This is a genomic window from Luteimonas colneyensis (assembly GCF_014836665.1).
GTDB lineage: Bacteria > Pseudomonadota > Gammaproteobacteria > Xanthomonadales > Xanthomonadaceae > Luteimonas > Luteimonas colneyensis.
In genome coordinates, this window is record NZ_JACSQJ010000003.1 from 16,847 (window position 1) to 36,677 (window position 19,831).

Sequence of the window (19,831 nt, forward strand, 5' to 3'; positions counted from 1 at the left end):
GGGCCCACACTTCGATCACTGCCCGGATCGCTGCCGCAGCAGCGACGGCGGCATCCCGACGGCTCAGACCTTGACCGGGGTTCCCAGCTGCGCGTGCTTGCGCACGATCGCCATCGCGATTTCCAGCGACTGCTCGTAGTTGAGCCGCGGGTCCACCGTCGAACGGTAGGCACGCTCGAGGTCGACCTCGCCCAGGTCACGGGCGCCGCCGGTGCACTCGGTGACATCCTCGCCGGTCAGCTCGAGGTGGACGCCACCCAGTCGGGTGCCAGCCGCGGCGTGCAGGTCGAAGCTCTGCTCGATCTCGCTGCGGATGTTGTCGAATCGACGGGTCTTGTAGCCGTTGCTGGTGGTCTCGGTGTTGCCGTGCATGGGATCGCAGACCCACAGCACGCGGCGGCCTTCGCGCCGCACGGCCTCCAGCAGCGGCGGCAGGCGGTCGGCGACCTTCCCCGCGCCCATGCGGCAGATCAGGGCCAGGCGGCCCGGTTCGTCCGCGGGATTGAGCAGGTCGACCAGGCGCAGCAGCTCGTCGGGCGCCACCGTCGGGCCGACCTTGACCGCCACCGGGTTGCGGATGCCGCGGAAGTACTCCGCATGCGCGCCGTCCAGCGCCGCCGTGCGCATGCCGATCCAGGGGAAGTGGGTGCTGAGGTTGAACCAGCCCCACTGGCGCGGCACCTCGCGGGTGAAGGCTTCCTCGTACGGCAGCAGCAGGGCCTCGTGCGAGGTGAAGAAATCGACGCGGTTGAGGTTGTGCACCTCGCTGCCCGAGAGCGTCTCCATGAAGCGCACGGCCTCGCCGATGTTGGCGACCATGCGCTGGTATTCGTGCGCCAGCGGCGAGTGCGTGACCCAGCCGAGGTCCCAGTATTCCGGGTGGTGCAGGTCGGCGAAGCCGCCGTCGACCAGGGCGCGCACGAAGTTCATCGTCATCGCCGAACGCGCATGTGCCTTGACCATGCGCCGCGGGTCGGGGACGCGCGCCTGCGCGCTGAACTCCGGGCCGTTGACGATGTCGCCGCGATAGCTGGGCAGCGTGGCGTCGCCGCGGGTCTCCATGTCGGCCGAACGCGGCTTGGCGTACTGGCCGGCGAAGCGGCCCACGCGCACCACCGGCTGGCGCAGGCCGTGCACCAGCACCAGGCTCATCTGCAGCAGCACCTTCAGGCGGTTCGAGATCACCGCGGAGCTGCAGTCGGAAAAGTTCTCGGCGCAGTCGCCGCCCTGGAGCAGGAAGCGCCTGCCTTCCTGCGCGTCGGCCAGCTGCTGCCTGAGCGCCTGCACTTCCCAGGACGTCACCAGGGGCGGCAGCGCACGCAGCTCGTCCTGCACGCCCGCCAGCTCCGCGGCGTCGGGATAGGACGGCATCTGCAGCGCGGGGCGGAGGCGCCAGCTCCCCGGATTCCAGTTCTCGGGCAGGTTCACGGGGCGGAGGTTGCGTTCGTTGGCGGACATCGGGACTCGTGGTTGTTGCAGTGCAGCGAGCCCCCATCATCCGCGCACCGGCGGATGATGGCAATGGTCGTCAGCGCTGCCCGCGCCGCCGCGCCCTGAAGGCCGCGAACAGGAAGAACAGCCCGAGCGCGATGAACCAGACGAGGCTCCACGCCGGCATCGAGAGGCCGAGGAAGCTCCAGTCCACCGCGCTGCAGTCGCCGGATCCCGTCAGCACCCGGCGGATGACGCCGGTGGTCGACATGGTTTCGCGCATGAACGACAGCGGCGGCAGGCAGCCCGGCACGTCCGGCGGGTTGAGCTGCAGCCAGACATGGCGTCCCGCGAGCCCCATGCCGACGGCGGCGGCGAGGAAACCGACCACGCCGTACACGCCCCGGGTCCCCGCGGCGCGCGGCGCGTGCAGGCCGGCGACGAGGAACACCAGGCCCAGCGCCGCGAAGGCCAGGCGCTGGAAGATGCACATCGGGCAGGGTTCGAGCCCCCAGGCAAACTGCGAATAGATCGCGAATCCGATCAGCGCTGCGCAGGCGGCGAAGCCGGCAAGGCACTGGCTGCGGAAGGTCCAGCGGAACGGATTCAGGGTCATCGGCGGACTCGCGCGAAATGGACGCCAAGATAACAAAAACCCCGGCGCGAAGGCCGGGGTTCCTGCATGCATTACCGTCGCCGGTCTTACTCGGCGGCGGGCTGCGCCCGGTCGACGAGCTCGACGTAGGCCATCGGCGCGTTGTCGCCGTCGCGGAACCCGCACTTGATGATGCGCAGGTAGCCGCCCGGACGCTCGCGGTAGCGCGGGCCCAGTTCGACGAACAGCTTGCCCACGGCTTCCTTGTCGCGCAGGCGCGAGAAGGCCAGGCGGCGGTTGGCGACGCCGTCGGTCTTGCCCATGGTGATCAGCGGCTCGGCGACGCGGCGAAGCTCCTTGGCCTTCGGGAGCGTGGTCTTGATCAGCTCGTGCTTGAGCAGCGACGCCGCCATGTTGGTGAACATGGCATCGCGGTGTGCGCTGGTGCGGCTGAACTTGCGGCCGGATTTCTGGTGGCGCATGGTCTTGGTTCCTGTCTGTCTTGTCTTAGCCGAGCATGCCGTGCGCCGAGACGCCGGCCGGCGGCCAGTTCTCGAGCTTCATGCCGAGCGAAAGGCCACGCTGGGCCAGCACTTCCTTGATCTCGGTGAGCGACTTCTTGCCGAGGTTCGGGGTCTTGAGCAGCTCGACTTCCGTCTTCTGGATCAGGTCGCCGATGTAGTAGATGCTCTCGGCCTTGAGGCAGTTGGCCGAACGCACCGTCAGCTCCAGGTCGTCGATCGGGCGCAGCAGCACCGGATCCACGCCCGGGGCCTGGGCCTTCTGGGCGCCGCTGTCGCGGCGGGTGAAATCACCGAAGACGCTGAGCTGGTCGGTGAGGATGTCGGCGGCGGTGCGCACGGCCTCCTCGGCGTCGATCGTGCCGTTGGTCTCGATGTCCAGCACCAGCTTGTCGAGGTCGGTGCGCTGCTCGACGCGGGCGGCTTCGACTTCGTACGCGACGCGGCGGACGGGCGAGAACGACGCGTCCAGCATCAGGCGACCGATGGCGCGGGTCTCCTCGTCCGGACGGCGGCGCGCGGCGGCCGGCTGGTAGCCGAAGCCGCGCTCGATCTTCAGGCGCATGTTGATCGACGCATCCTTGGTGAGATGGCAGATCACGTGGTCGCCGTTCAGCACTTCGACGTTGTGGTCGGTCTTGATGTCGGCGGCGGTGACGACGCCCGGGCCGGACTTGGCCAGGGTCAGCGTCGAGCTGTCGCCGGTGCCCATGCGGATGGCGACGTCCTTGAGGTTCAACAGCACCTCGAGCACGTCCTCCTGCAGGCCTTCGATCGTGCTGTACTCATGCAGCACGCCGTCGATCTCGACCTCGGTGATGGCGAAGCCGGGGATGGACGACAGCAGCACGCGGCGCAGGGCATTGCCGAGCGTATGGCCGTAGCCGCGCTCGAGCGGCTCGATCACGACCTTGGCGCGGTTGCCGGTGATGCGCTCGATCTGGGGGCCACGCGGGCGCAGGACCTGGTTGGCGGTAACCGTCATGTTTGGTGTCTCCTGGGGCCTGCCGGCGGGGACCGGCAGACCGGGTGAATTACTTCGAGTACAGCTCGACGATCAGCGCTTCGTTGATGTCGGCGGGCAGGTCGCCGCGGTCCGGGACCGCCTTGAACACGCCGCTGAACTTCTTCGAGTCGACTTCGACCCAGGACGGCGACAGGTCCATGGTGGAGGACACCGTGAGGGCCTCCTGGACGCGCATCTGCTTCTGGGCCTTCTCCGACAGCGCGATCGCGTCGCCGGCCTTGACCTGGTACGAAGGCAGGTTCACGGACTTGCCGTTGACCGTCACGCCGCGGTGCGAAACCAGCTGGCGCGCCGCCGGGCGGGTGACCGCGAAGCCCATGCGGTAGACGACGTTGTCGAGGCGGGTCTCGAGGAGCTGCAGCAGGTTTTCACCCGTGTTGCCCTTCTTGGTCGAGGCCTTCTTGTAGTAGTTGCGGAACTGGCGCTCCAGCAGGCCGTAGATGCGCTTGACCTTCTGCTTCTCGCGCAGCTGGACGGCGTAGTCGGAGAGCTTGCTGCGACGCGCGCCGGTGCCGGCACCGTGCTGGCCGGGCTTCTGCTCCAGCTTGCACTTCGAGTCGAGGGCGCGCGCGGGCGACTTCAGGGAGAGGTCGGCGCCTTCGCGGCGGGCGAGCTTGCAGGTGGGACCGATATAACGAGCCATTTCTTATCGCCCCCTTTAGACGCGACGCTTCTTCGGCGGACGGCACCCGTTGTGCGGGATCGGCGTCACGTCGATGATGTTGGTGATCTTGTAGCCCACGTTGTTGAGCGAGCGGACGGCGGACTCACGGCCCGGGCCCGGGCCCTTGATGCGGACTTCAAGCGACTTCACGCCGTAGTCGAGGGCGGCCTTGCCGGCCTTCTCCGCGGCGACCTGGGCGGCGAACGGGGTGGACTTGCGCGAACCGCGGAAACCCGCGCCGCCCGAAGTCGCCCACGACAGTGCGTTGCCCTGACGGTCGGTGATCGTGATGATGGTGTTGTTGAACGAAGCGTGGACGTGGGCGATGCCGTCGGTGACGACGCGCTTGATCTTCTTCTTCGGCTTGGCTGCCGGCTTGGCCATGATCTTGTTTCCTTATTTCCTGATGGCCTTGCGCGGACCCTTGCGGGTACGGGCATTGGTCCGGGTGCGCTGGCCGCGCAGCGGGAGGCCGCGGCGATGGCGGAGGCCGCGGTAGCAGGCCAGGTCCATCAGGCGCTTGATCGCCATGCCGATTTCGCGGCGGAGGTCGCCCTCGACCACGAACTTGCCGACTTCCGAGCGCAGGCGCTCGACTTCCGGCTCCGACAGGTCGCGGATCTTGGTGTTCGAGGCCACGCCGGCGGCGTCGCAGACGAGCTTCGAACGGGTACGGCCGATGCCGTAGATGCTTTGCAGCCCGACCCAGACGTGCTTCTGGGCAGGCAGGTTGACACCTGCAATACGCGCCATGCGCGGATCTCCAACTGTTTGGGGCGGCCGGACAGGTCATCCGGCGCAGTGAACAAGAAATTGTATCAGGATCCCGCGTTCCAAGGAAGCCCGCGGCCGCCAAAGGCGTCCGACCGGCCCGGCATGGGGAGTGTGCCCATGCTCCGGCGACGGTTCCCGGCTGGACACGACCCCTCGCGGGGCCCTGCCCGCCCGGCGCTACTCTGGCGCCGGGACTGGCCGGTGAACCACCTGCGTGCGGGACCGCCGCGCAGGTCGCCCATCAAAAGCCCGGCCGCGGAGCGGTCGGGCCATGGATCCGTGGTTGCTCCGGCATTGCCGGGGCCCGGGATCCGTCTTGAATCTTCAGCCGCGCGGCAGGCCGCGCGCGCCACCCTTCAGGTTGGCCTTCTTGAGGAGGCTCTCGTACTGGTGCGACATCAGGTGGGCCTGGATCTGGGAGATGAAATCCATCACCACCACCACCACGATCAGCAGCGAGGTGCCGCCGAAGTAGAACGACGCATTCAGTTCGCCGCGCATGAACTCGGGCAGCAGGCAGACCAGCACCAGGTAGGCGGCGCCGGCCGCGGTGAGCCGCGTCAGCACGCCATCGATGTAGTCGGCCGTGGCCTTGCCCGGCCGGATGCCCGGGATCAGCGCGCCGGACTTCTTCAGGTTGTCCGCGGTTTCCTGGGAATTGAAGACCAGCGCGGTGTAGAAGAAGGTGAAACCGGCGATCAGGCCCGCGTAAAGCAGGATGTACAGCGGCTCGCCCGGCGACAGGGCCTGGCTGACCCGCTGCAGCCAGTTGGCCTGGCCGGCCTGGCTGAACCAGGTGGAAGCCGTGGCCGGGAACATGATGATCGACGAAGCGAAGATCGCCGGGATCACGCCCGCCATGTTGAGCTTCAGCGGCAGGAACGAGCTCTGGTTCATGTACGCGTTGCGACCACCCTGCCGACGCGCGTAGTTCACCGTGATCCGGCGCTGGCCACGCTCGACGAACACCACGAAGTAGGTGAACGCCACCACCAGCAGCGCGATCACGATCACCGCGATCGGGCTCATGTCGCCGTTGCGGGCCGCTTCGAACGTCGTGATGATCGCGCTCGGCAGCCCGGCCACGATACCGGCGAAGATGATCAGCGACACGCCGTTGCCGACGCCGCGCTCGGTCACCTGCTCGCCCAGCCACACCAGGAACATGGTGCCGGCGGTGAGCGCCACGATCGCGGTCAGCACGAAGCCCAGGCCCGGCGCGTAGGCCACGCCCTGGCTCTGCAGCATGGTCGCGATACCGGCGGCCTGGAAGATCGCCAGCGGGATCGCGCCGATGCGCGACCACTGGGTGATCCTGCGGCGGCCGGACTCGCCTTCCTTCTGGATCGCCTTCAGGCTCGGCACGATCTGCACCAGCAGCTGGATGATGATCGAGGCGGAGATGTAGGGGATCACGTTCAGCGCGAAGACGCTGAAGCGCTCGAGGGCACCACCGGAGAACATGTTGAACATGTCCACGATGGTGCCGTCGGTCTGCTCCATCAGGCGGAGCATGGCATCGGGGTTGACGCCCGGCACCGGGATGTAGCACCCGATGCGGTAGACGATCAGCGCCCCGAGGACGAACAGCAGGCGCTGGCGCAGCTCGGTGAACTTGCCGAGCCCCGCCATGCCACCCATTGCGCCGCCGCTTCGTGCCATGCGCTGCTTACTCCTCGACCTTGCCGCCGGCGGCTTCGATCGCCGCGCGGGCGCCGGCCGTGGCCAGCAGGCCCTTGAGCACCAGCTTCTTCGAGACGTCGCCCTTCTTCACGATCTTGGCGCGCTTGGCCGTGGCCGGCACCAGCTTCGCGGCGCGCAGGGCGGCGAAGTCGATGTCGCCTTCCAGGCGGTCGAGCTGGTACAGCATGACCTCGGCGGTGTCCGCGGCCATCCGCGAGCGGAAGCCGACCTTGGGCAGGCGCTTGCGCAGCGGCATCTGGCCGCCTTCGAAGCCGGCCTTGATCTTGCCCTTGCCCGAGCGGGCGAAGGAACCCTTGTGGCCGCGGCCGGCGGTCTTGCCGAGGCCGGAGCCGATGCCGCGGCCGACGCGCTTGCGCTCGGTGCGGGCGCCCTCTGCGGGCTGCATGGTGTTGAGCTTCATGTGCTTATTCCTCGACCCGGACCAGGTAGTGGACCTTGTTGATCAGGCCGCGGACCTGCGGGCTGTCCTTCAGTTCACGCACGGAGTTGAGCTTGCCCAGGCCCAGGGCCTTGACGGACAGGCGGTGCTTGGCCTGCGAGCCGCGCAGGCCCTTCACCAGGCGCACCTTGACGGTGCCGGTGCCGGCTTCGTTCTTAGCCATTGAGGATGTCCTCCACCTTCTTGCCGCGCTTGGCCGCGATGGCGCCAGGCGAATGCATGCCGGCCAGGCCCTTGACGGTGGCGCGGACGAGGTTGATCGGGTTGCGCGAGCCGACGGCCTTCGCCAGCACGTCCTTCACGCCGACGGCTTCCAGGACGGCGCGCATGGCGCCACCGGCGATCACGCCGGTACCTTCGGACGCGGGCTGCATGAACACGCGGGCGGCGCCATGGCCGGCCTTCACGGTGTGGTACAGCGTGCCGCCGTTGAGCTCGACGGTCGCCATGTTGCGGCGGGCCTGCTCCATCGACTTCTGGATGGCGACGGGGACCTCGCGGGCCTTGCCGTAGCCGAAGCCGACCTTGCCGGCGCCGTCGCCGACGACGGTCAGCGCGGTGAAGGTGAACTGGCGGCCACCCTTGACCGTCTTGCTGACGCGGTTGACCGCGATCAGCTTCTCGATCATGCCGTCGTCGATTTCCTCGCGGTTGCGGTCGCGGTCACGACCGCGCGGGGCGCGTTCTTCTGCCATTTCGATGCTGCCTGTGTTGTTGAGGGATGTACGGCTTGGCGCCGCTTATGGTTGTTGGATGGATCGGTGGACCGCGGTCCCGGGCAGAAGCCGGCAGGCGTCCGATGCAGCCCGCATCGGCAGGAGGCGAAGGGTGGGGCCTGGGCCCCACCCTTTCAACACATTGACGCTTAGAACTGCAGGCCGCCTTCGCGCGCGGCGTCGGCCAGGGCCTTGATGCGCCCATGATACCTGTAACCGGAGCGGTCGAAGGCAACCGTTTCGATGCCGGCGGCCTTGGCCTTCTCGGCGATCGCGCGGCCGACCTTGGCGGCGGCTTCGATGTTGTTGCGGTTCTTCAGGCCATCACCCACGTCGGCCTGGGTGGTGTTGGCGGCCGCCAGCACCTTCGAGCCGTCGGCGGTGAACACCTGGGCGTACAGGTGCTGGCCGGTGCGCAGCACCGACAGGCGCGGCACGCCGAGTTCGCGGATGTGGGCGCGCGTCGACTTGGCGCGACGCAGGCGGGCAATCTTCTTCTGCATGGTCTTGTTCTCCGAAAGCTGAAGGCCCGCTTAGGCCTTCTTGGCTTCCTTGCGGATGATGTTCTCGCCGGCGTACTTGACGCCCTTGCCCTTGTACGGCTCCGGCGGACGGTAGCCGCGGATCTTGGCGGCGACCTCGCCGACCTGCTGCTTGTCGGCGCCGCTGACCAGGATCTCGGTCTGCGTCGGCGTGCTGATGGTGATCCCCGCGGGCGCCTTGAAGAGCACCGGGTGGGAGAAACCGAGCGACAGGTTCAGGTCCTGACCCTGCATTGCGGCACGGTAGCCGACGCCGACCAGTTCGAGCTTGCGCTCGAAACCCTGGGAGACGCCGTGGACCATGTTCGCGATGATCGAGCGCATGGTGCCGGTGATCGCCACGTCTTCGGTGGTCGCCGGCGACAGGAGGGCCTGGCCGTCTTCCATCTTGAATTCGACGCCGGACGGCATGGCCATGGACAGCGAGCCCTTCGGGCCCTTGGCGGCGACGACGCCGTCCTGGACCTTGAGTTCCACGCCCTTCGCGAGGGCGATGGGCTTCTTGGCAATTCGGGACATTACGGTGCCTCCCTTAGGCCACGAAGCACAGGACCTCGCCGCCGACGCCCTGCTGGCGCGCCTGCGCATCGGTCATGATGCCCTTCGAGGTGGAGATGATGGCGATACCCAGGCCGTTGAGGACCTTGGGCAGTTCGGCCTTGCCGCGGTAATGGCGCAGGCCAGAGCGCGAAACGCGCTGCATGCGCTCGATGACCGGACGGCCTTCGTAGTACTTCAGCTCGATCTCGAGTTCGGCCTTGGCGCCGTTCTCGGTCACGCGCGCGCCGGAGATGTAGCCCTCGTCCTGCAGCACCTTGGCGATGGCCACCTTGGTCTTGGACGACGGCATCTTCACCGTCGGCTTGCCGACGGCCGCCGCATTGCGCATGCGGGTCAGCATATCGGCGATGGGATCAGTCATGCTCATTGATGTGTACCTTTGAGTGCACCGATATCCGCGGGATTGCGAATTCGTTGGACCGGGCCCTCGCGGGCCCGGGTGTTGCCTGGCTTACCAGCTCGCCTTGCGCAGGCCGGGAACGTCGCCGTTCATCGTCGCCTTGCGCAGCATGTTGCGGCCCAGGCCGAACTTGCTGTACACCGCGCGCGGACGGCCGGTCAGGGCGCAGCGCGTGGTCTGGCGCGAGGGCGAGGAGTCGCGGGGAAGCTTCTGCAGCTTGACCGCCGCGTCCATCTTCTCCTCGTAGCTCGCCGAGTCGCTGCTGACGATCTTCTTGAGCGCGTCGCGCTTGGCGGCGAACTTCTTCGCCAGCTTCTCGCGCTTCGCTTCGCGGTTGATCATTGAGGTCTTGGCCATGTCTCTATCCGGTCAGTTGCGGAACGGGAAGCGGAAGGCCTCGAGCAGGGCGCGGGCTTCCTCGTTGGTCTTGGCGGTCGTGGTGATGGCGATGTCCATGCCACGGAGCGCGTCGACCTGGTCGAAGTCGATCTCCGGGAAGATGATCTGCTCCTTCACGCCCATGTTGTAGTTGCCACGACCGTCGAACGAACGGCCCGACACGCCGCGGAAGTCGCGGACGCGCGGCAGGGCCACGTTGACCAGGCGGTCGAAGAACTCGTACATGTGCGCGCGGCGCAGCGTGACCTTGCAGCCGATCGGCCAGCCGTCACGGATCTTGAACGAGGCCACGGACACGCGCGACTTGGTGACCAGCGGCTTCTGGCCGGAGATCTTGGCCATGTCGGCGGTCGCGTTCTCGAGCACCTTCTTGTTCGCCGCGGCCTCGCCCACGCCCATGTTCAGCGTGATCTTGACCAGGCGGGGAACCTGCATCGGATTGGTGTAGCCGAACTGCTCGGTGAGCTTCGGCACCACTTCTTCCTTGTAGAACTTTTCCAGACGGGTGGTCATTTCACATTCCTCAGGCGTCAATCGCCTCACCACTCGAGCGGAACACGCGTACGCGGCGTCCATCCTCGAGGACCTTGGTTCCGATGCGCTCGCCCTTGCCCGAGGCAGGGTTGAAGTGCATCACGTTCGACGCGTCGATCGGCGCCTCGCGCTCGACCACGCCGCCAGGCTGGTTCGCCTGGGGATTCGGCTTGGTGTGGCGCTTGATGATGTTCACGTTGGACACGACGACCTTGTCGCCGAGCACGCGGACGACTTCGCCCTGCTTGCCCTTGTCCTTGCCGGCGGTGACGACGACGCGGTCACCCTTCTTGATGCGGTTCATGTCTGTTTCCTCTCGGCCTGCTCAGAGCACTTCGGGTGCGAGCGAGACGATCTTCATGAACTTCTCGGAGCGCAGCTCGCGGGTCACGGGCCCGAAGATGCGGGTGCCGATCGGCTCCTGCTTGTTGTTCAGCAGCACGGCGGCGTTGCCGTCGAAGCGGATCAGCGAACCGTCGGCACGACGCACGCCCTTGCGGGTGCGCACCACGACGGCGTCGTAGACCTCGCCCTTCTTCACCTTGCCGCGCGGAATGGCGTCCTTGACGGACACCTTGATGATGTCGCCGATGCCGGCGTAACGGCGCTTCGAGCCGCCCAGCACCTTGATGCACATCACTTCCTTGGCGCCGGAGTTGTCCGCCACCATCAGGTGGCTCTGCATCTGGATCATTTCGGAGCCTCCTTATTCAGCGGCGCGGGCGACGATTTCGACGACGCGCCAGTTCTTGGTCTTGGACATCGGCGCGATCTCCACCACGCGGACGATATCGCCCTCGTTGCAGGAGTTGTCGGCGTCGTGGGCGTGCAGCTTGGTCGAGCGGCGGATGTACTTGCCGTACAGCTCGTGCTTGACCTGGCGCTCCAGGAGCACCGTCACGGTCTTGTCCATCTTGTTGCTGACGACGCGGCCTTCGACCGTGCGCAGCTTCTTTTCGGTATTTTCGGTCATGTCTGCCCGGTCCTTACTGCTTCGCGCCGAGGAGGGTGTTGACGCGAGCGATCTCGCGGCGAACCCGGCGGGCGTCGTGGGTCTTGGCGAGCTGGCCGGTCGCCTTCTGCATGCGCAGCGAGAACTGCTCCTTCTGCAGCTCCAGCAGGTGCGCCTTCAGTTCGTCCGAAGACTTCTGGCGGAGTTCCTTGATGTCCATCAGCGCACCGTCCGGGTCACGAAAGTGGTGGTGACCGAGAGCTTGGCGGCCGCCAGGCGGAACGCTTCGCGCGCCGTCACCTCGTCGACGCCCTCGATCTCGTAGATCATGCGGCCGGGCTGGATCTGGGCCACCCAGTACTCCACGTTGCCCTTGCCCGAGCCCATGCGGACCTCGATCGGCTTCTTCGAGATCGGCTTGTCGGGGAATACGCGGATCCACATCTTGCCGCCACGCTTGACGTAGCGGCTGATGGCACGACGCGCGGCCTCGATCTGGCGGGCGGTCAGCTGGCCGGTGGCGGTGGCCTTCAGGCCGTACTCACCGAAGCTGACGGCGTTCGCGCTCCAGGACAGGCCGTCGTTGCGGCCCTTGTGCATCTTGCGGTATTTGGTTCGCTTGGGTTGCAGCATGACTTAGTCCCTCGCCTCGCGTTCGCGACGCGGGCCACGCGGGCGCTCGCGGTCGCCACGATCACCACGCTCGCCGCGCGGAGAATCGTCCTGCTTTTCCTGGCCGACCTGGGCGAAGTCGAAGATCTCGCCCTTGTAGATCCAGGTCTTGATGCCGATGATCCCGTAGGTCGTCCTGGCTTCGGCGAAGCCGTAGTCGACGTCGGCGCGGAGGGTGTGCAGCGGCACGCGGCCTTCGCGGTACCACTCCGAACGCGCGATCTCGGCGCCGTTCAGGCGGCCGGCGACGTTGACCTTGATGCCCAGCGCGCCCAGGCGCATCGCGTTGCCGACGGCGCGCTTCATCGCGCGGCGGAACATGATGCGGCGCTCCAGCTGCTGCGCGATCGACTCGGCGACCAGCTGCGCGTCGAGCTCGGGCTTGCGGACCTCGGTGACGTTGATGTGCGCCGGGACGCCCATCATCTCGCTGACTTCCTTGCGCAGCTTCTCGATGTCCTCGCCACGCTTGCCGATCACCACGCCCGGACGGGCGGTGTGGATCGTCACGCGCGCCGACTTCGAGGGGCGCTCGATCATGATGCGGCTGATGCCGGCGGCGGCGAGCTTCTTGCGAAGCATCTCGCGGACCTTCAGGTCCGAAGCCAGGTAACCGGCGTATTCCTTCTTGCCGGCGTACCACTTCGAGTTCCAGTCCTTGGCGATGCCGAGGCGGATGCCGGTGGGGTGAACTTTGTGACCCATATGCTTACTTCCCCTCGCCGACAACGACGGTGATGTGGCTGGTGCGCTTGAGGATGCGCGTGCCGCGGCCCTTCGCCCGCGCCATGAAGCGCTTCAGCGTGGGGCCTTCGTCGACCATGATCGCCTTGACCTTCAACTCGTCGACGTCCGCGCCGAGGTTGTTCTCGGCGTTGGAGGTGGCGGAGTACACGACCTTGTAGATCATGTGCGCGGCCTTCTTGTCGCTGAACTTCAGCAGGTCGAGGGCACGGGCGGCCGACAGGCCACGGACCTGGTCGGCGACCAGGCGCGCCTTCTGCGGGGAGATGCGCGCGGTGCGCAGGATTGCCTTCGCTTCCATCGTCATCTCCTTAACGCGACTTCTTGTCGCCGCCATGACCCTTGAAGGTCCTGGTCAGGGCGAACTCGCCGAGCTTGTGGCCAACCATGTTCTCGTTGACGAGCACCGGGACGTGGTTGCGGCCGTTGTGCACGGCGATGGTGAAACCCACCATCTCCGGGAGCACCATCGACCGGCGCGACCAGGTCTTGATCGGCTTCTTGGTGTTGCCCGCCGCTTCCACCTTCTTGATGAGGTGGTGGTCGACGAACGGGCCCTTCTTGAGTGAACGTGCCATGGTCGATTAGCTCCTGCGGTCGCGCACGATGAACTGCTGCGTCCGCTTGTTGTGGCGGGTCTTGTAACCCTTGGTCGGAACGCCCCAGGGGGTGACCGGGTGCGGGTTGCCCTGCCCGGCCTTGGCCTCGCCACCGCCGTGCGGATGGTCGACCGGGTTCATGGCCGCGCCGCGGACGGTCGGCTTGATGCCGCGCCAGCGCTTCGCGCCTGCCTTGCCCAGCTTCTCCAGGTTGTGCTCGGAGTTGCCGACTTCGCCGATGGTCGCGCGGCACTCGGCCGGAACGCGGCGCATCTCGCCCGAACGCAGGCGCAGGGTGGCGTAGACGCCTTCGCGGGCCACCAGCTGCACGCCGGCGCCGGCGGCGCGGGCGATCTGCGCGCCCTTGCCCGGCTTCATCTCGATGCAGTGCACCGTGGAGCCGACCGGGATGTTCCGCAGCGGCAGGGTGTTGCCGGCGCGGATCGGGGCGTCGTTGCCCGCGATCACCTGGTCGCCGGCCTTCAGGCCCTTGGGCGCGATGATGTAGCGGCGCTCACCGTCGATGTACACCAGCAGCGCGATGTGCGCGGTGCGGTTGGGGTCGTACTCGATCCGCTCCACGCGCGCCGGGATACCTTCCTTGTCGCGCTTGAAGTCGATGATGCGGTAGTGCTGCTTGTGGCCACCGCCGATGTGGCGGGTGGTGATGCGGCCGTGGTGGTTGCGGCCACCGGTCTTGCTCTGCTTCTCGACGAGCGGTGCGTAGGGCGCGCCCTTGTGCAGCTCGGGCGAGACCACGCGGACTGCACTGCGGCGGCCGGCGGAGGTGGGCTTGAAATTCATCAATGGCATGGGGGCTTCCTCAGGCCTTGGCGTTCATGACGTCGATCGACTGGCCGTCGGCGAGCTTCACGTAGGCCTTGCGCCAGTCGCCGCGGCGACCCTGGCGGTTGCGGAAGGCCTTGTTCTTGCCCTTCACGTTGACCACGTTCACAGCCTCGACCTTGACGTCGAACAGCTTCTCGACCGCGTACTTGATGTCGGCCTTGGTGGCATCGGTCGACACTTCGAACGCGTACTGGTTGGACACTTCCTGCAGGCGCGCGGTCTTCTCGGACACGCGCGGCGCACGGATGAGTGCATAGAGCTTGGCGTCGTTGATCATGCCAGCCACTCCTCGATCTTCTTCATGGCGTCGGCGGTGACCAGCACGCTGTCGGCGCCGACCAGCGAGACCGGGTCCAGCCCCTGCACGTCGCGGATCTCGACGTAGGGCAGGTTGCGGGCCGACAGGTACAGGTGCTCCGAGGCATCCTCGGTCACGATCAGCGGACGCTTGCCGAGGTTGAAGCCCTTCAGCTTCTCGACCAGCGCGCTCGTCTTCGTGCCCTCGACGTCGAAGGTCTCGACGACCTGCAGGCGGTCCTGGCGGACCAGCTCGGACAGGATCGCCATCATCGCCGCGCGGTACATCTTGCGGTTGACCTTCTGCTCGAAGCTGCGCGGCTTGGCCGCGAAGGTCACGCCGCCGCCGACGAAGATCGGGGCCGTCAGGGCGCCATGACGCGCGCCGCCGCCCTTCTGCTTCTTCGACTTCTTGGTCGTGCCGTTGACTTCCGAACGCGTCTTCTGCGCCTTGGTACCGGCGCGACCGGCGTTGCGGTACGCGACCACGACCTGGTGGACCAGGTCCCGGTTGAATTCGCGCCCGAACACCACGTCGGAAACGGACATCTTGTTGCTGCTACCGGTGATAGAGAGTTCCATCGCCATCTCTCCTTATGCCTTGCTCGCGGGACGCACGATCACGTCTCCGCCCGGCGCGCCCGGAACCGCACCCTTGACGGCGATCAGGCCGCGCTCGGCGTCGACCCGGACCACCTCGAGGTTCTGCGTGCTCTGGCGGACGCCGCCCATGTGGCCGGCCATCTTCTTGCCCGGGAACACGCGGCCCGGGGTCTGGCGCTGGCCGATCGAACCCGGCGAGCGGTGCGACAGCGAGTTGCCGTGCGTCGCGTCACCCATGCTGAAGTTCCAGCGCTTGATCGTGCCCTGGAAACCCTTGCCCTTGGTCACGCCCTCGACGTCGACCATCTGGCCGACCTCGAAGATGTCGGCCTTGATCTCGCCGCCCACTTCGAAGCCGCCAATCTGGTCGTCGGCAACGCGCAGTTCCCACAGGCCACGACCCGCTTCCACCTTGGCCTTGGCCAGGTGGCCGGCCTCGGGCTTGTTAACCAGCACGGCGCGCTTGCTGCCGACGGCGACCTGCACGGCGCTGTAGCCGTCGGTCTCGCTGGTCTTCACCTGGGTGATCCGGTTCGGGGTGGCTTCGATCAGGGTGACCGGGATGGACTGGCCATCTTCGGTGAACACCCGGCTCATGCCGGCCTTGCGACCGACGATTCCCAGCGAATGCTTCTTCGCAGTCATGTCAGTGGCCTCAGGTCAGCTTGATCTGGACGTCGACGCCGGCCGCGAGCTCGAGCTTCATCAGCGCGTCCACGGTCTTGTCGTTGGGGTCGACGATGTCGAGCACGCGCTTGTGCGTGCGGGTTTCGTACTGGTCGCGCGCATCCTTGTCGACGTGCGGCGACGTCAGGATGGTGTAACGCTCGATCTTGGTCGGCAGGGGGATCGGGCCGCGCACCTGGGCGCCCGTCCGCTTGGCCGTTTCGACGATCTCGCTGGCCGAACGGTCGATCAGTCGATGATCGAACGCCTTCAGCCGGATCCGGATCTTTTGGTCCGCCATGACGGAATTCCTTCGTTAAAAGAGCGACAGGCCCGCGGCTGGGTGCGCGGAACCCCGTGGATTCAATGACTGCCGGCGCCCGAAACCCTGCGCACCGGCAACCTTCCCTGCAAAAAACGAGGCAGGCCGGTCACCCGGCCCGCCCAGACTGAGAAGCGGACGCGACGATTCCCCAGGTCCGCCATGTCCCGAAGAGCTTCGGGACGGACCGGGGTACTGCCGCGCGACGTGTTCCCTGTCTGGCGAAGACGAGGCGCATCCTGCACCTCATTTCGCGGTTCCGGCAGAGCCTCGAAAGGATCTGCCGAAGTGGTCAGCGATTATAGCGGGCTCCCAAGGCAAAGCGCAACACCCCGGAACCAGAAAGCCGTCAGCGTGAGCCGATGGCCCCGCTGGCGTGATCCGACCTGCCCTGCAGGCCGGATCAACGGCAGCCCATATCACGGCGGCGGTACGCCGCCGGGATATGCCGTCTTACTTGTTGATCTTGGCGACGACGCCCGCGCCGACCGTACGGCCACCCTCGCGGATCGCGAAGCGCAGGCCCTCGTCCATCGCGATCGGGTTGATCAGCGTCACCACCATCTTCACGTTGTCGCCCGGCATCACCATCTCGACGCCCTCCGGCAGCTCCACGGCGCCGGTGATGTCGGTCGTGCGGAAGTAGAACTGCGGACGGTAGCCCTTGAAGAACGGCGTGTGGCGGCCGCCCTCGTCCTTCGACAGCACGTACACCTCGGCCTCGAACTCCGTGTGCGGCTTGATCGAACCCGGCTTGCACAGCACCTGGCCACGCTCCACGTCGTCACGCTTGGTGCCGCGCAGCAGCAGGCCCGCGTTGTCGCCCGCCTGGCCCTGGTCGAGCAGCTTGCGGAACATCTCGACGCCGGTCACCGTCGTCTTCTGGGTCGGGCGGATACCGACGATCTCGATTTCCTCGCCCACCTTGATCACGCCGCGCTCGATGCGGCCGGTCACCACGGTGCCGCGGCCCGAGATCGAGAACACGTCCTCGACCGGCATCAGGAAGGTCTTGTCGACGTCACGCTCCGGCTCCGGGATCCAGCTGTCCAGCGCGTCCACCAGCTTGATGATCGCCGGCACGCCGATCTCCGACTGGTCGCCTTCCAGCGCCTTCAGCGCCGAACCGTGGATGATCGGGGTGTCGTCGCCCGGGAAGTCGTACTTCGACAGCAGCTCGCGCACTTCCATCTCGACGAGCTCCAGCAGCTCGGCGTCGTCCACCATGTCCGCCTTGTTCAGGAAGACCACGATGTACGGCACGCCGACCTGGCGCGCCAGCAGGATGTGCTCGCGCGTCTGCGGCATCGGGCCGTCGGCCGCCGAGCACACCAGGATCGCGCCGTCCATCTGCGCCGCACCGGTGATCATGTTCTTGACGTAGTCCGCGTGGCCCGGGCAGTCGACGTGCGCGTAGTGGCGCGTCGGGCTCTCGTATTCCACGTGCGAGGTCGAGATCGTGATCCCACGCGCCTTCTCTTCCGGCGCACGGTCGATCGCGTCGTACGCGCTGAACTCGCCGCCGAAACGCTCCGCGCCCACCTTCGTCAGCGCCGCCGTCAGCGTCGTCTTGCCGTGGTCCACGTGACCGATGGTGCCCACGTTCACGTGGGGCTTGGTGCGCTCGAACTTACCCTTCGCCATGATTGCAGTCTCTTAGAAAGTTGGTTGTCTGGTTGCCGTCGCCGGCGCCGGTTACTTCTTCTTCACCACTTCGTCGGCGATGTTCGACGGCGCTTCCGCGTAGTGGTCGAACTCCATCGTGAAGGTGGCGCGGCCCTGCGACATCGAGCGCAGGCTGGTGGCGTAGCCGAACATCTCGCCCAGGGGGATCATCGCGTTGATGATCTTGCCCGACGGGCTGTCGTCCTGGCCCTGGAGGATGCCGCGTCGGCGGCTCACGTCGCCCATCACGTCGCCCAGGTAGTCCTCGGGGCTGACGATCTCGACCTTCATGATCGGCTCGAGCAGCACCGGGGAAGCCTTCTGGAAGCCTTCCTTGAAGCCCATCGAACCGGCGATCTTGAACGCCATTTCCGACGAGTCGACCTCGTGGTACGAACCGTCGTACAGCTTCACCTTGACGTCCACGATCGGATAGCCGGCGAGGATGCCGCTGGCCACCGCCTCCTGGATGCCCTTGTCGACCGCCGGGATGTACTCCTTCGGCACCACGCCGCCCACGATGGCGTTCTCGAACACGTAGCCTTCGCCCGGTTCCTGCGGCGAGATCTCGAGCCACACGTGGCCGAACTGGCCCTTGCCGCCCGACTGGCGGACGAACTTGCCTTCCGACTTGACCGTCTTGCGGATGGTCTCGCGGTAGGCGACCTGCGGCTTGCCGACGTTGGCCTCGACGTTGAACTCGCGCTTCATGCGGTCGACGATGATGTCCAGGTGCAGCTCGCCCATGCCGGCGATGATGGTCTGGCCGGACTCCTCGTCGGTGCGGACGCGGAACGAAGGATCCTCCTGCGCCAGGCGGCCCAGGGCGATGCCCATCTTCTCCTGGTCGGACTTGGTCTTCGGCTCGACGGCCATCGAGATGACCGGCTCCGGGAAGGTCATGCGCTCGAGCACGATCGGCGCGTCCTGGGCGCACAGGGTGTCACCGGTGGTGACGTCCTTCAGGCCCACGGCCGCGGCGATGTCGCCGGCCAGCACTTCCTTGATCTCTTCGCGGTTGTTGGAATGCATCTGCAGCAGACGGCCGATGCGCTCCTTCTTGCCCTTGACCGAGTTCAGCACCTGGTCGCCGGCGTTGAGCTTGCCGGAGTACACGCGGAAGAAGGTCAGCGAACCCACGAACGGGTCGGTGATGATCTTGAACGCCAGCGCGGAGAACGGCGCCGCATCGTTGGATTCGCGGGTCAGTTCCTTCGTCTCGTCGTCGACGTCGGTACCGCGCACCGACGGCACGTCCACCGGCGACGGCAGCAGCTGCACGACGCCGTCGAGCATCGCCTGGACGCCCTTGTTCTTGAACGCCGTGCCGCAGAACATCGGCACGATCTCGGTGGCGAGCGTGCGCGCGCGCAGGCCGGCGATGATCTCGGCCTCGGAGAGCTCGCCGCCCTCGAGGTACTTGTCCATCAGCGCCTCGTTGGCCTCGGCAGCCGATTCGACCATGTACGCGCGCGCCTCGTTGGCCTTCTCGACCAGGTCGGCGGGGATGTCGCGGTACTCGAAGGTGAGGCCCTGGCTGGCAGTATCCCAGTGGATCGCCTTCATCTTCAGCAGGTCAACCACGCCCTCGAAGCCGTCCTCGGCGCCGATCGGCACCTGCATCGGCACGGGCGCGGCGCCCAGGCGCGACTTCAGCTGGTCGCGCACCTTGAAGAAGTTGGCGCCGGTGCGGTCCATCTTGTTGACGAACGCGATGCGCGGCACCTTGTACTTGTTGGCCTGTCGCCACACGGTCTCGGACTGCGGCTGCACGCCGCCGACCGCGCACAGCACGAACACCGCGCCGTCGAGCACGCGCAGCGAACGCTCGACCTCGATCGTGAAGTCGACGTGGCCGGGGGTGTCGATGATGTTGAAGCGGTGCTCGGGCAGGGTCTTGTCCATGCCCTTCCAGAACGCGGTCGTCGCCGCGGACTGGATCGTGATGCCGCGCTCCTGCTCCTGTTCCATCCAGTCCATGGTGGCGGCGCCGTCATGCACCTCGCCGAGCTTGTGGCTCTTGCCGGTGTAGAACAGGATGCGCTCGGACGTGGTGGTCTTGCCGGCATCGATGTGGGCCATGATGCCGAAGTTGCGGTAGCGGTCGATGGGAGTGGTGCGGGCCACGGCGGTCTCTCTGTATTTTTGGTCCGTA

General features: G+C 66.7%; 31 protein-coding genes. All 31 read right to left on the reverse strand.

Going from position 1 to position 19,831, the window contains the following annotated elements:
• Nucleotides 1–63 precede the first annotated feature (63 nt).
• Entirely contained in the window at nucleotides 64–1,458 is a 1,395-nt protein-coding gene (locus tag H9645_RS06945) for a class II 3-deoxy-7-phosphoheptulonate synthase (RefSeq protein WP_189496874.1), read from the reverse strand.
• Between the two features lie 70 nt (nucleotides 1,459–1,528).
• Nucleotides 1,529–2,041: a disulfide bond formation protein B gene (locus H9645_RS06950; protein ID WP_191729248.1), complete on the reverse strand. Its 513-nt coding sequence runs from the start codon at nucleotides 2,039–2,041 to the stop codon at nucleotides 1,529–1,531.
• A 92-nt stretch (nucleotides 2,042–2,133) separates the two neighbouring features.
• Complete coding sequence (gene rplQ, locus H9645_RS06955) at nucleotides 2,134–2,508, reverse strand: 50S ribosomal protein L17 (protein WP_191729006.1); 375 nt, start codon at nucleotides 2,506–2,508, stop codon at nucleotides 2,134–2,136.
• 25 nt (nucleotides 2,509–2,533) lie between these two features.
• Entirely contained in the window at nucleotides 2,534–3,532 is a 999-nt protein-coding gene (locus H9645_RS06960) for a DNA-directed RNA polymerase subunit alpha (RefSeq protein ID WP_191729007.1), read from the reverse strand.
• Between the two features lie 49 nt (nucleotides 3,533–3,581).
• Complete coding sequence (rpsD, locus tag H9645_RS06965; RefSeq protein ID WP_189496879.1) at nucleotides 3,582–4,217, reverse strand: 30S ribosomal protein S4; 636 nt, start codon at nucleotides 4,215–4,217, stop codon at nucleotides 3,582–3,584.
• Nucleotides 4,218–4,232: 15 nt separating this feature from the next.
• Nucleotides 4,233–4,622 carry a 30S ribosomal protein S11 gene (rpsK, locus tag H9645_RS06970; protein WP_189496882.1) on the reverse strand — a complete coding sequence of 130 codons (390 nt, stop codon included), beginning with the start codon at nucleotides 4,620–4,622 and terminating at the stop codon, nucleotides 4,233–4,235.
• 12 nt (nucleotides 4,623–4,634) lie between these two features.
• The gene (gene rpsM, locus H9645_RS06975; protein ID WP_189496883.1) at nucleotides 4,635–4,991 is read right to left on the reverse strand and encodes a 30S ribosomal protein S13; all 357 of its coding nucleotides are present in this window, start codon (nucleotides 4,989–4,991) and stop codon (nucleotides 4,635–4,637) included.
• A gap of 345 nt (nucleotides 4,992–5,336) precedes the next feature.
• The gene (gene secY, locus H9645_RS06980; RefSeq protein ID WP_191729008.1) at nucleotides 5,337–6,674 is read right to left on the reverse strand and encodes a preprotein translocase subunit SecY; all 1,338 of its coding nucleotides are present in this window, start codon (nucleotides 6,672–6,674) and stop codon (nucleotides 5,337–5,339) included.
• Between the two features lie 7 nt (nucleotides 6,675–6,681).
• A complete protein-coding gene (rplO, locus tag H9645_RS06985) occupies nucleotides 6,682–7,116 on the reverse strand; it encodes a 50S ribosomal protein L15 (RefSeq protein WP_191729009.1) in 435 nt (144 codons plus the stop codon).
• Between the two features lie 4 nt (nucleotides 7,117–7,120).
• Nucleotides 7,121–7,318, reverse strand: a complete 198-nt coding sequence (rpmD, locus tag H9645_RS06990; protein ID WP_144892887.1) for a 50S ribosomal protein L30 — start codon at nucleotides 7,316–7,318, stop codon at nucleotides 7,121–7,123.
• Entirely contained in the window at nucleotides 7,311–7,850 is a 540-nt protein-coding gene (rpsE, locus tag H9645_RS06995; protein WP_191729010.1) for a 30S ribosomal protein S5, read from the reverse strand. Before rpsE ends, rpmD begins: the two co-directional genes overlap by 8 nt.
• A 170-nt stretch (nucleotides 7,851–8,020) precedes the next feature.
• The gene (gene rplR / locus H9645_RS07000; protein WP_191729011.1) at nucleotides 8,021–8,374 is read right to left on the reverse strand and encodes a 50S ribosomal protein L18; all 354 of its coding nucleotides are present in this window, start codon (nucleotides 8,372–8,374) and stop codon (nucleotides 8,021–8,023) included.
• 30 nt (nucleotides 8,375–8,404) lie between these two features.
• Nucleotides 8,405–8,932: a 50S ribosomal protein L6 gene (gene rplF / locus H9645_RS07005; protein WP_189496893.1), complete on the reverse strand. Its 528-nt coding sequence runs from the start codon at nucleotides 8,930–8,932 to the stop codon at nucleotides 8,405–8,407.
• 13 nt (nucleotides 8,933–8,945) lie between these two features.
• On the reverse strand, nucleotides 8,946–9,341 hold the full coding sequence (rpsH, locus tag H9645_RS07010) for a 30S ribosomal protein S8 (protein ID WP_189496895.1): 396 nt from the start codon (nucleotides 9,339–9,341) through the stop codon (nucleotides 8,946–8,948).
• Between the two features lie 84 nt (nucleotides 9,342–9,425).
• The gene (rpsN, locus tag H9645_RS07015; protein WP_189496897.1) at nucleotides 9,426–9,731 is read right to left on the reverse strand and encodes a 30S ribosomal protein S14; all 306 of its coding nucleotides are present in this window, start codon (nucleotides 9,729–9,731) and stop codon (nucleotides 9,426–9,428) included.
• A 12-nt stretch (nucleotides 9,732–9,743) separates the two neighbouring features.
• The gene (gene rplE / locus H9645_RS07020; protein WP_191729012.1) at nucleotides 9,744–10,286 is read right to left on the reverse strand and encodes a 50S ribosomal protein L5; all 543 of its coding nucleotides are present in this window, start codon (nucleotides 10,284–10,286) and stop codon (nucleotides 9,744–9,746) included.
• 10 nt (nucleotides 10,287–10,296) lie between these two features.
• A complete protein-coding gene (rplX, locus tag H9645_RS07025; protein WP_189496901.1) occupies nucleotides 10,297–10,611 on the reverse strand; it encodes a 50S ribosomal protein L24 in 315 nt (104 codons plus the stop codon).
• Between the two features lie 21 nt (nucleotides 10,612–10,632).
• Nucleotides 10,633–11,001 carry a 50S ribosomal protein L14 gene (gene rplN / locus H9645_RS07030; RefSeq protein WP_189496902.1) on the reverse strand — a complete coding sequence of 123 codons (369 nt, stop codon included), beginning with the start codon at nucleotides 10,999–11,001 and terminating at the stop codon, nucleotides 10,633–10,635.
• A 12-nt stretch (nucleotides 11,002–11,013) separates the two neighbouring features.
• Nucleotides 11,014–11,280, reverse strand: a complete 267-nt coding sequence (gene rpsQ / locus H9645_RS07035) for a 30S ribosomal protein S17 (protein ID WP_191729013.1) — start codon at nucleotides 11,278–11,280, stop codon at nucleotides 11,014–11,016.
• Nucleotides 11,281–11,293: 13 nt separating this feature from the next.
• Nucleotides 11,294–11,479 (reverse strand): 50S ribosomal protein L29, encoded by a 186-nt coding sequence (gene rpmC / locus H9645_RS07040; RefSeq protein WP_133000743.1) that lies wholly within the window; start codon nucleotides 11,477–11,479, stop codon nucleotides 11,294–11,296.
• Nucleotides 11,479–11,892 carry a 50S ribosomal protein L16 gene (gene rplP, locus H9645_RS07045; RefSeq protein ID WP_189496904.1) on the reverse strand — a complete coding sequence of 138 codons (414 nt, stop codon included), beginning with the start codon at nucleotides 11,890–11,892 and terminating at the stop codon, nucleotides 11,479–11,481. The genes rpmC and rplP overlap by 1 nt, the downstream gene beginning before the upstream one ends.
• Nucleotides 11,893–11,895: 3 nt before the next feature.
• Nucleotides 11,896–12,636: a 30S ribosomal protein S3 gene (rpsC, locus tag H9645_RS07050; RefSeq protein WP_191729014.1), complete on the reverse strand. Its 741-nt coding sequence runs from the start codon at nucleotides 12,634–12,636 to the stop codon at nucleotides 11,896–11,898.
• Between the two features lie 4 nt (nucleotides 12,637–12,640).
• A complete protein-coding gene (gene rplV, locus H9645_RS07055) occupies nucleotides 12,641–12,976 on the reverse strand; it encodes a 50S ribosomal protein L22 (RefSeq protein ID WP_189496906.1) in 336 nt (111 codons plus the stop codon).
• A 10-nt stretch (nucleotides 12,977–12,986) separates the two neighbouring features.
• Entirely contained in the window at nucleotides 12,987–13,253 is a 267-nt protein-coding gene (gene rpsS / locus H9645_RS07060) for a 30S ribosomal protein S19 (protein WP_189496907.1), read from the reverse strand.
• Nucleotides 13,254–13,259: 6 nt separating this feature from the next.
• The gene (gene rplB / locus H9645_RS07065) at nucleotides 13,260–14,087 is read right to left on the reverse strand and encodes a 50S ribosomal protein L2 (protein WP_191729015.1); all 828 of its coding nucleotides are present in this window, start codon (nucleotides 14,085–14,087) and stop codon (nucleotides 13,260–13,262) included.
• 10 nt (nucleotides 14,088–14,097) lie between these two features.
• Nucleotides 14,098–14,400 carry a 50S ribosomal protein L23 gene (gene rplW, locus H9645_RS07070; protein WP_189496909.1) on the reverse strand — a complete coding sequence of 101 codons (303 nt, stop codon included), beginning with the start codon at nucleotides 14,398–14,400 and terminating at the stop codon, nucleotides 14,098–14,100.
• On the reverse strand, nucleotides 14,397–15,002 hold the full coding sequence (rplD, locus tag H9645_RS07075) for a 50S ribosomal protein L4 (RefSeq protein WP_191729016.1): 606 nt from the start codon (nucleotides 15,000–15,002) through the stop codon (nucleotides 14,397–14,399). Before rplD ends, rplW begins: the two co-directional genes overlap by 4 nt.
• Before the next feature lie 12 nt (nucleotides 15,003–15,014).
• A complete protein-coding gene (rplC, locus tag H9645_RS07080; protein ID WP_191729017.1) occupies nucleotides 15,015–15,668 on the reverse strand; it encodes a 50S ribosomal protein L3 in 654 nt (217 codons plus the stop codon).
• 10 nt (nucleotides 15,669–15,678) lie between these two features.
• Complete coding sequence (gene rpsJ / locus H9645_RS07085) at nucleotides 15,679–15,990, reverse strand: 30S ribosomal protein S10 (protein ID WP_024891232.1); 312 nt, start codon at nucleotides 15,988–15,990, stop codon at nucleotides 15,679–15,681.
• A gap of 474 nt (nucleotides 15,991–16,464) precedes the next feature.
• Nucleotides 16,465–17,655, reverse strand: a complete 1,191-nt coding sequence (gene tuf / locus H9645_RS07090) for an elongation factor Tu (protein WP_191729018.1) — start codon at nucleotides 17,653–17,655, stop codon at nucleotides 16,465–16,467.
• A 51-nt stretch (nucleotides 17,656–17,706) separates the two neighbouring features.
• Complete coding sequence (fusA, locus tag H9645_RS07095) at nucleotides 17,707–19,803, reverse strand: elongation factor G (RefSeq protein WP_191729019.1); 2,097 nt, start codon at nucleotides 19,801–19,803, stop codon at nucleotides 17,707–17,709.
• Between the last annotated feature and the right edge of the window lie 28 nt (nucleotides 19,804–19,831).